The sequence below is a fragment of the Achromobacter sp. genome (assembly GCF_049647645.1).
GTDB lineage: Bacteria > Pseudomonadota > Gammaproteobacteria > Burkholderiales > Burkholderiaceae_B > Achromobacter.
In genome coordinates this window covers 1-7,408 of the sequence record NZ_JBARYB010000023.1, presented here as the reverse complement: position 1 = coordinate 7,408, position 7,408 = coordinate 1, and the positions used below count along the sequence as shown (strand labels likewise).

Genomic DNA, 7,408 nt, shown 5'->3' with positions numbered 1-7,408 from the left:
GCGTTGTTCCGCCCGCTAGCCGAGGCTCGGGCGCTGGTGGTGGGCGGCGGCGCCATTGGCCTGCTGACGGCGCTGCTGCTGCGCAGCCAGGGGTGCCGCGTCAGCCTGGCCGAAACCAACCCGCTGCGGCGCGCCTCGGCAGAGAAGCATGCGGGCTGCATCGCCTTCGATCCGCGCGAGACCGCTCCGGCGCGTGGCGCTTATGAACTGGTGGTGGACGCGGTGGGCGGCAAGCTCACGCGTCCGGCCGCGCTGGCCGCGGTCCAACCGGGCGGCGTGATGCTGCACATCGGCCTGCAGGACTGGGCCAGCGAGATCGACATGCGGCGGCTGACGCTGGACGAGATCACCTTGATCGGCGCCTACACCTATACCAGCGCCGACCTGTGGGCGACCGTGGACGCGCTGCATCGAGGCGTCTTCGGCGATCTGTCCTGGGTCGAGGAGCGTGAGCTGGGAGTGGGCGCGCAGGCCTTCTCCGACCTGGACGGCGGTCGCGCGGCGTCGGCCAAGATCGTGCTGAGGACGCATTGACATGGTCCGGCATCCGCTTTCCCCCCGCGCCGTCGCCGGCGCCCCGGCCGCCCTGGCCCTGCTCGACCGGAGCGCCGCCATGACTGTCGTCAGCCCCCCCGCCAATCCGCCCGCGCCGGCACGTCGGCGCCTGTCCCTGCGCTGGCTGGTCAGCGGCGCATCGGTCGCGGCGCTGCTGCTGGCCTGGTACCTGGCCACGGGTCCGCTGGAACTCCTGAGCGCGGTGCAACTGCCGTCGCCGGTTGACGCCTGGGACGCCTTGCTGGAGATCGCGGGCGCAGGCTACGCCGACGGCACGCTGCTGCAGCACATCGCGGCCAGCACCGGGCTGGTGCTGTACGGCTTCGCGGCGGCGGCGCTGACCGGCGTGCCGCTGGGCATCCTGATGGGGCAGAGCCGGCTGGTCGAAGCCTATGTCAACCCGGTGTTCCAGATCGTCCGCCCGATAGCGCCGATTGCCTGGATTCCGCTGACCATCCTGTGGTTCGGGCTGGGCACCAGCGCCAAGGTCTTCGTGATCTGGCTGGCGGCCTTCGCGCCCACCGTGATCAACACCTACACCGGCGTGCGCAACATCGACGACACGCTGATCCAGGCGGCGCGCGTCAATGGCGCCGCCGGCCGCCGGATGCTGCTGGATGTCATCGTGCCTGGCGCCTTGCCCGCCATCTTCACGGGCCTGCGGACTTCGCTGCAGGCCTGCTGGATGGTGCTGGTGGCGGCGGAACTGGTCGGCTCCTTCATCGGCCTGGGCCATGTGCTGATCATCGCCACCCGCGACCTGAACTCGGGGATGATCGTGGTGGCCATGACCGCCGTGGCCGGCATGGGCATGCTGATGTCCGCGCTGCTGGCGCAAGTCGAACGCAGGGTGATGCCATGGAAAGCATGAACAGGGCAGCCCAGGGCAGCGGCCACGCCATCGTCTCGCGCCGGGTGCTGGAACGCTGGCTGATGCCGGCCCTGGGCCTGGCCACGCTGTTTGGCGGCTGGGCGCTGCTCTCCGGCCTGGGCCTGGTGTCGCCGGCTTTCCTGCCGGGGCCGCTGACGGTGTTGCGCAGCATGGCCGAGCACACGCGCGAACCCTATGCGGGCTCGGTGCTGCAGATGCATCTGCTGGCCAGCCTGGAGAAATTCCTGATCAGCTTCTCCATCGCGGTCCTGCTGGGCGTGCCGCTGGGGCTGTTCATGGGGCGCTTCAAGGCCCTGGACTGGGCGGTGACGCCGGTGTTCGAGGCGTTCCGTTTCATTCCCCCCATTGCCTGGGTGCCGTTCGCGATCTTCTGGTTCGGCACCGGCTTCCTGTCGCCCACGCTGGTGATCTTTGCCGGGGCTTTCGCGCCTTGCGTGCTGAACGCCTACCGCGGCGCCAAGCAGATCGACCGCGCCCTGATCGAGGCCGGCCAGATGCTGGGGGCCGGGCGCTGGGTGACGCTGACCGAGATCCTGCTGCCGGCGTCCCTGGCGCACATCGTCGCCGGCATCCGGGTTGGCGCGGGATTCGGCTGGCAGTCGCTGATCGGCGCGGAGCTGATCGTGGGCTCCACCGGGCTGGGCTACATGATCGTGCAGGGCGGCAGCAATCTGGAACCCGCCATCGTGATCAGCGGAATGATCACCATCGGATTGATAGGCGCGGGCATCGACTACGGCATGCGCGCCTTGCAGCGGCGGGTGCAGCGCAACTGGTCGCGCTGACCCCGGGGAAAAAGGAGGAATCACTGGCAGGCAGTGCAGGTAGCGGCATTCCACATTGGAGAGAGACAGATGACACATTACAAAGGCCTCAAGGCCTTGGCAGCGCTCGTGATCGGGTGCTGGCTGGGGGGACCCGGACAGGCGGCGGCCCAGGCCGCGCCCGCGGGCACGGAGCTGTTCACCATCCGCATCGGCCAGCAGCCGCAGCGGTGGGCGCTGGAGTGGTATATCGCCAGCGAGAAAGGCTGGTGGCAAGAGGTGGGCCTGAAGCCGGAGATCTCGACCTTCGCCTCAGGCGCGTTGGAAATCGCCGCGGGCGCGTCCGGATCATGGGACGTGGGCGGGGCGGGCAACATCCCGTCGCTGCTGGGGGCGTCGAAGTATGGCTTGCAGACCATAGGCATCGCCGACGGCGAGGCCGCCATCATCACGCTGATGGCCACCAAGGACCGGGCCGACGAGTACCTGAAGAATCCCGCGCTGCTCAAGGGCAAGACCATCCCCGTCACCAGCAACTCCACCGGCCAGTGGGGCGCGGCCGAATGCCTGTCCAAGAAGTTCGGGCTCAAGCCCGAGGACTATCGTTTCGTCAACCTGTCTCCGCCCGACATCAACGCCGCGGTGATGAGCGGCAAGTACGACATCTCTTCCGTGTGGGCGCCCAACACCTACATCCTGCAGGAGGCCATCGGCGCAAAAGTGATCTGCACCGGCGCCGAACTGAAGATGCCGATCCACAGCTACCTGTTCACGACGCCCGCATTCGCCAAGCAGCATCCGGACAAGGTCGCCCGCTTCCTGGCGGTCTATTTGCGTGCGGTGGCGTGGCAGCGGGCTCATCCCGAAGAGGCGAGGGCGTACCTGAAAGCCTTCTTCGGCAGCGTGGGCGTGAAGTTCCCGGACAAGTACCTGGAGCAGGAGTTGCGCGACCGGCCCGCCTTCGACCTGGCGGAGCAGACGAAGCTGTTCGCGTCCGGCCCGGGCGGTACCTCGGAGATGGTCGGCTGGTGGAACAGCGTGGGGGAATTCATGGTGTCCGCGGGCGTGGTCAAGAAGATCCCCGATCCCAAGACCATGGTCACGGGCAAGTATCTGCAGATGATCCAGGACGATCCCAAGCTCAGGGCCTTCGTCGCCGACGTCGCGAAGTAGGCCTGCGGCCGCGGCTCTCTATAAAGGAACGCAAGCATGAGTCAGATTACTTTCGAGCGGGTGCAGCGCACGTTCAGCCGGGGCGGGGAAAGCTTCCTGGCCCTGGATGACGTGAGTTTCGAGGTGGGCGAGAGGGAATTCGTTTCCATTGTCGGGCCGTCCGGTTGCGGCAAGACCACCTTGATGCGCATGGCGGCAGGCCTGGAGTTTCCGTCCGCTGGCAGCGTGCGGGTGGGCGGCAAGGAGGTAGAGGAACCCGGTCCGGACCGCGCCGTCGTGTTCCAGCAATTCGCGTTGTTTCCCTGGAAGACCGTGACCGAGAACATCGGCTTTGGCCTGAAGTGCAAGGGCGCCACGCGCGAGGCTCGGGCCAAGACGGTGGCGCGCTACATAGAACTGATGGGCCTGTCGGGTTACGAGCAAGCCTATCCGCACCAGCTGTCCGGCGGCATGCAGCAGCGCGTGGCCATCGCGCGCAGCTACGCGCTGGATCCCGACGTGCTGCTGATGGACGAGCCCTTCGGCGCGCTGGACGCCCAGACCCGCGTGGTCATGCAGGAAGAGCTGGTCAAGCTGTCGCGGCTCAATCCGCGCACCGTGCTTTTCATTACCCACAGCGTGGAGGAAGCGGTGTACCTGTCCGACCGCGTGGTAGTGCTGACGGGCCGCCCGGGGCAGATCAAGGAAATCATCAACGTGGCCGACGTGCGCAAACGCGAGGCCTGGGACAGCATGGAGCGGATCGAGGACGTGATGGACATGGAGGCGTTCGTGCATTTGCGCACGCATATCTGGAAGCTGCTGCGCGCGCAGGAGACCGAACCGCTGGACGCCGCCCTGGCCGCGGCCCACTGAAGGGAAGCATCGATGAAGCATATCAATGAAGGCGCGGCGCCCGCCGCGAAGACCTCGCGGCTTGCCGCCCTGCATACCGAGACGCCGTGGTGGCGGCTCAGCGCCACCGCCGCGGACGCGCAGGCCATCGAGCCGCGTGAAATGGTCCGCATGCTGGAGCAGCTGATACTGATCCGGCGCTTCGAGGAAAAGCTCTTGAAGCTGAGCGTGGCCGGCATCCTGCATGGTCCGGCGCATTCCAGCATCGGCCAGGATGGGGCGGCCGTGGGCGTCATGTCGGTGCTGGAGTCGGCGGACAAGATCAACGGCACCCACCGCATGCACCACCAGTTCCTGGCCAAGGCGCTGAATCACGCCACGCCGGCGGATTATTCGCCGCTAGCCTCGGATACGCTGGACGCGCACCGCGACGTGATCTACCGGACCTATGCCGAGATCCTGGGCCTGACGCCAGGCTATTGCGGCGGGCGCGGCGGTTCCATGCACTTGCGCTATCCCGAGGCGGGCATCTACGGCTCCAACGCCATCGTCGGCGGCAATCCTTCGCATGCGGTGGGCTACGCCTTTGCCGACAAGCTGCGCGGACGCGACCATGTGTCCGTGGCCTTCTTCGGCGACGGCGCCATGCAGAGCGGCGCGGCCTACGAGGCCATGAACCTGGCGGCGCTCTACAGCACGCCCACTATTTTCTTCGTGGAAAACAATCTGTACGCGGTGTCCACGCACGTGTCGGAGCAGACCCGCGAGACCCGCCTGTCGGCGCGCGGCCTGTCCCTGGGCGTGCCGGCCATCGAGTTCGACGGCATGGACGTCGTCGCGGCGCGCCTGGCCATGCAGGAGGCCCGCGCCATCATCCGCCGCGACCGCGGGCCGGTGTTGCTGGAAGCCCAGACCTACCGCTATCTGCACCAGTCGGGCGCCCTGAAGGGCAGCGCCTTCCGCTACCGCGACAAGGACGAGGAAGAGGCCTGGGGCGCGCGCGATCCCATCTCGACCTTCCCGGCGCAGCTGAAGTCGCTCGGCCTCATCGATGACGCCGGCATGGCTCGCCTGGAGCGCCGCGCCGACGAGTTGATCGACGGCGCGCTGGACCGCCTGCTGGAGAACTACGGCGACGAGGCCGCGCAGCGTATCCGCCCCGAGCTGTGGCCGGACCCGGACAGCGTGGACAGCGGCATCCGCGGCGACCTGAGCGAGTTGAAAGGCTTGCGCGCCGTGGAGCTGGAGGAGCAGGCGCCGGCCGATCTGGCGGACGCCAAGTTCCAGGACGTGATCTCGCGCGCCATGCTGCTGAACATGCAGCGCGACGACGGCATCTTCATTCTGGGCGAAGACGTGCATCGCCTGAAAGGAGGCACGGCCGGCGCCACCAAGGACATCGGCGACCATTTTCCGGGCCGCCTCATCGGCACGCCCATCTGCGAGAACGGCTTCACCGGCCTGGCGCTGGGCGCGGCCTTGAATGGCATGCGCCCGGTGGTGGAGATCATGTATCCCGACTTCGCGCTGGTGGCGGCGGACCAGCTGTTCAACCAGATCGCCAAGGTGCGCCACATGTTCGGCGGCAAGTTCGCGGTGCCCGTGCTGGTGCGCAGCCGGGTCACGGCCGGCACCGGCTACGGCTCGCAGCATTCCATGGATGCCAGCGGCTTGTTCGCGCAATACCCGGGATGGCGCATCCTGGCGCCGTCGCGGCCTTACGACTACATCGGGCTGCTCAACGCCGCGTTGCGCTGCGACGATCCGGTCCTGATGGTGGAATACAACGACCTGTTCAAGCAGGTGGACAAGGTGCCGGCCGCAGATTGGGACTACATCGTGCCCATCGGGCGGGCCCGCGTCGCGCGCGACGGCGCGCGCTGCACCATCCTGACCTATGGCGTCATGGTCGAAGTCTGCTGCCAGGTGGCGGAACGGACCGGTATCGATGCCCAGGTGATAGACCTGCGCACGCTGGATCCGCTGGGCATCGATTGGGAAACCATCGCGGCGGGCGTCAAGCGTACTCAGGCGCTGATGATCGTGGAGCAGACCACGCGCGGCACTTCGATCGGCTCGCGGGTGGCGAGCGAGGCGCAGTCGCGGTTGTTCGACTGGTTGGACCACGAGATCGTGCATGTCACGGGCGCCAATTCCTCGCCCGTGGTTTCCAAGGTGCTGGAGCGCGCGGCGCTGGCGGATGCGCAGGCCGTGGAGACGGCGTTGCGGTCCCTGGACAGCCGCCGCGGCGGTTCACGCTGACGCAGGCGCTTGCGCCTGGGAGAGACAAATGCTGAAAGACAAATTGCTTGCCACGCACCATACGGCTGTCTGCGTCAATGATTTCGAGCGCGCACGGAATTTCTACACCGGTTTCCTCGGCTTCGAGCTGGAGGGGGAAATGGACCACCGCTGCGAGCCGGCGCTGGGCGAAGTGGTCGGATTGCCGGGCGCGACCATACGCTGGGCCATGCTGCGCCACGGCGGGTACCGGGTCGAGCTGTTCAAGTACTACACGCCCGACGGCGACAGGCAGCCGCGCCGCCAATGCGATTTCGGCTACAGCCACATGGCCTTCGAGGTGGCGGACGTGGATGCCGTGTACGAGCAGGCGACGCAGGCCGGCTACCAAAGCGTGTCCTCGCCGCGAGTCATGCGGCAAGGACGCACCAAGGTGTTCTATCTGATGGAGCCCGAAGGCGCCATCACCGAGTTCATCCAATTCATGAACCCGGCCGCCTGACGCCGCGCTGGCACAAGGCATCCCGAAAACCCGAGGGGCGCATCGAATTTCGAAGGAACAAGCATGACGAGAATGTTGGATATGGTCGTCCCGCCGACGGGCGAGGCCCTGGACGCCGCCCGCCTGGTTGCGTGGATCGTGACGCCGGGCCAGGCCTTCAAGGCGGGCGACGTGCTGGTAGAGATCGAAACGGACAAGTCCATCATCGAGGTGCCTGCGCACGATGACGGGGTCATGGTGGAGCATCTGGTTGCCGTGGACGGCATTGTGAACGCGGATACGGTGATAGCAAGAATCCAGATGGAAGGCGAGGCAGCGCCGGTTCCGCGCGCTGCCTTGCCAGCGCAGTCTGCTTCCGCCGCGCCCACGGGCGCTGCGCCGGTGGCTGCGCCCGCCGCCACGCAGGCGCAGCCTGCGTCGAAACCAGCAGTGCAGCCGGCAGAGGCC

The 7,408-nt window shown here is 67.2% G+C and carries 8 protein-coding genes; all 8 read left to right on the top strand.

Going from position 1 to position 7,408, the window contains the following annotated elements; all coding sequences use genetic code 11:
- Window positions 1-534, top strand: a 534-nt coding sequence (locus WBB14_RS02570; RefSeq protein ID WP_424238437.1) for a zinc-binding dehydrogenase, incomplete at its 5' end; no start/stop codon positions are given.
- A 79-nt stretch (window positions 535-613) separates the two neighbouring features.
- Window positions 614-1,426 (top strand): ABC transporter permease, encoded by an 813-nt coding sequence (locus WBB14_RS02565; RefSeq protein ID WP_424238436.1) that lies wholly within the window; start codon window positions 614-616, stop codon window positions 1,424-1,426.
- Complete coding sequence (locus tag WBB14_RS02560; protein ID WP_424238435.1) at window positions 1,423-2,232, top strand: ABC transporter permease; 810 nt, start codon at window positions 1,423-1,425, stop codon at window positions 2,230-2,232. Before WBB14_RS02565 ends, WBB14_RS02560 begins: the two co-directional genes overlap by 4 nt.
- A 69-nt stretch (window positions 2,233-2,301) precedes the next feature.
- Window positions 2,302-3,384: an ABC transporter substrate-binding protein gene (locus WBB14_RS02555; RefSeq protein WP_424238434.1), complete on the top strand. Its 1,083-nt coding sequence runs from the start codon at window positions 2,302-2,304 to the stop codon at window positions 3,382-3,384.
- A 36-nt stretch (window positions 3,385-3,420) separates the two neighbouring features.
- Window positions 3,421-4,239 carry an ABC transporter ATP-binding protein gene (locus tag WBB14_RS02550; RefSeq protein ID WP_013392091.1) on the top strand — a complete coding sequence of 273 codons (819 nt, stop codon included), beginning with the start codon at window positions 3,421-3,423 and terminating at the stop codon, window positions 4,237-4,239.
- A gap of 12 nt (window positions 4,240-4,251) precedes the next feature.
- Window positions 4,252-6,480 (top strand): alpha-ketoacid dehydrogenase subunit alpha/beta, encoded by a 2,229-nt coding sequence (locus tag WBB14_RS02545; RefSeq protein WP_424238433.1) that lies wholly within the window; start codon window positions 4,252-4,254, stop codon window positions 6,478-6,480.
- A gap of 28 nt (window positions 6,481-6,508) precedes the next feature.
- A complete protein-coding gene (locus WBB14_RS02540) occupies window positions 6,509-6,961 on the top strand; it encodes a VOC family protein (protein WP_424238432.1) in 453 nt (150 codons plus the stop codon).
- A 63-nt stretch (window positions 6,962-7,024) separates the two neighbouring features.
- Window positions 7,025-7,408: lipoyl domain-containing protein (locus WBB14_RS02535; RefSeq protein ID WP_424238431.1), on the top strand; the 384-nt coding region annotated here is incomplete at its 3' end.